Here is a 2,348-nt window from a genome sequence, read left to right on the forward strand (position 1 = left end):
CCAACTTTTTATCTGTTAAGAAACTTTGCAACAGAACCGCTATTTTATTAGGGGCATGTCAACAGAACGATAAAGAAGAAGCAAAAAGTGAAGAAGAAAAAGTTATGGACACCATTGTGGAAACGGTAGATGAAAAGGACTTTCTTAGTGCCTCTATGGGCGATACACCAAGAACAGTAGACTTAGAAATAGCTGATACTGTAAATACAAATAAGTTAGAAAAAGCGATTAACACTCAATTAAAGAATCAAGATGTTAGACCATATACAATTAATGTGAGTCAGAGAAATATGGACATTGTAAAGAAAGAGAGGCGATGGAGCAAAGTTTATAGTTCTATTTTTGATGAAGTGTTTACCAAAAATGAATACAAAGGTTTTGGAATTCGGTCAATTAATTTCGAATCGAACCAACCATTTATCCTTGCTATAAATTCTACTATACACAGTTCTGATCCACAGGCTAAAGAGTTGGGAAAGAAAATTGAAAAACAGATATCTGATTTACTTAAAACAAAGAAAGTAAAACAATGGATTGAAAATGACTCATATACTATTGAAATTTTTAGTCAAGATAAACAAAAACTCAACTAATATGTTAATACGGATACCTTAAATAAAAAGAGACGCTACTAAATTAAAAAGACTAGGAAAATAAATCCTAGTCTTTTTAACTTATACTATTTATTTCTATATTTGGGGTAGCACGCACATTTTAACGTTTTTATACGCTAAGGGATTCTCAAAACTCAATAACACGATTTGAATTGAAATTTTGATTTAAAGATGAGTTTTGAGACACTATTTAAGCTCTTTTCAGCACCTTTTACATTGAAATGCATTTGTCTCAAATACCTACGTTATTGAGATTGATGATATTGCTTAGAGTAGTAAAATTAACGTTTTCTCATGTCGAATTTTGCTTAGCGTATATTTTCGTTAAAATGTTGGCGGTACGCCAATATAGAACTGTAGGAGGAATTGAGGCTAGAACATGGGGTACTGTCTCTTCAAATCATGGTGTTTGGAGCAATAGTTTTGGTGGTAACGTTACAATATAAACATTTTATTAGAGATTTTTTAAATTTACATACACTCTAGATAGACTACATATCAACTTCAGATGCTTGTTTTATGATACAAGTAATCAAACAAAAGGAGGGCAATACAAAAAGATTTACTTTTATTACCAGATACAACCTATTGAACTGATAAATAGGAGTGGTGACAGGATAGCTCGTACTACCCTTTAACGTAGAGTAGTGAAGGAAACCCTTTTTATCGTAGAGAATATATACAGAAACAGAATAGGAATCAAGTATGTACTTTCAGGGGTCACTATATCATTCTGGGAAAATTGTACGCTAAGGGACACAAAACCTTATCCTGGCAACATCTTTAAAAGATAAATAAATGTTCAAAAAGATAAAATTCAAAGATTAAGTGAACATTGATTTATGTACACACTTTATGGACGTGATTATATCTAGAAAACCTTGATATTATTGAATTCTATGCTCTGTTCATAAACATACGAGTTTTGGAACAAATAATAATATGTGTGCTTTTTTAACTTTATTCAGCAATCGGGTCAGATTGTTGAATAACGTAATTTAAATATTTAACCCTTCTATTTTGTATAAAAATAAACTATAATGAATAATCATTACAACAAGGAGGGATGAATATGTTAATAAAACATGCTACATCTTCTGATGCACCAGTAATTCATGACTTAATGATTAAAGCATTTAAGGAATATGAGAATGTAATCCCACCATCAAGTGCTTTAGAAGAAACTGTTAAGTCAATTTCAGTTGCTCTAGAAAAAGGGGAAAAAGCATTTATTGCTTATGAAGAAAATCATCCAGTTGGAATGGTGCGATTCCAAGTAAAAGATGAGGGTTTGTATTTTTATCGGTTGTCGGTTATTCCTGAAAAACAAGGCAAAGGCATTGCAAAAATGATATTAAAATTCTTAGAGGACTATGCAATTAATATCGGGGTTTCTACAATTTTCTGTAAGGTCAGAATGACTGTACCTAAGAACATACAGCTATATAGTTCCATAGGTTATCATGTTTTTGATGAAGATATCGTACATAAACCAAACGGCATAAATATTAAAGTTATTTCAATGGAAAAAGAACTTTAGTTCTTCAACAAATGGGTGCTATTCTTAAGTAAGGAGGCGCTTTTTTGTATTGGGCATTTTGTGGAGCAAAGGCTGATTTAACTTATTTTTTTGTTAAAATTTTAATAGGGAAATTATTAAGGAGTGAATGAAATGTTAATCGGACATATTAAGGAAGGTTCTGTTGCAAAGTTTTTAAAACTAAGCTAAACTTT

The 2,348-nt window shown here is 31.2% G+C and carries 2 protein-coding genes; both read left to right on the forward strand.

Annotation, left to right across the window (positions count from 1 at the left end; genetic code table 11):
• The first annotated feature begins 41 nt into the window (after nt 1-41).
• On the forward strand, nt 42-593 hold the full coding sequence (locus tag Y7E_RS29355) for a DUF4030 domain-containing protein (RefSeq protein WP_069302598.1): 552 nt from the start codon (nt 42-44) through the stop codon (nt 591-593).
• A 1,093-nt stretch (nt 594-1,686) separates the two neighbouring features.
• Nucleotides 1,687-2,154 (forward strand): GNAT family N-acetyltransferase, encoded by a 468-nt coding sequence (locus Y7E_RS0106770; RefSeq protein WP_017150530.1) that lies wholly within the window; start codon nt 1,687-1,689, stop codon nt 2,152-2,154.
• Nucleotides 2,155-2,348 lie beyond the last annotated feature (194 nt).

This window comes from Bacillus bingmayongensis, from assembly GCF_000299035.1.
Taxonomy (GTDB): domain Bacteria; phylum Bacillota; class Bacilli; order Bacillales; family Bacillaceae_G; genus Bacillus_A; species Bacillus_A bingmayongensis.

Coding starts and splice junctions, on each gene's coding strand:
- Y7E_RS0106770 (WP_017150530.1), top strand. CDS start 1,687: ATGTTAATAAAACATGCTACATCTTCTGATGCACCAGTAATTCATGAC.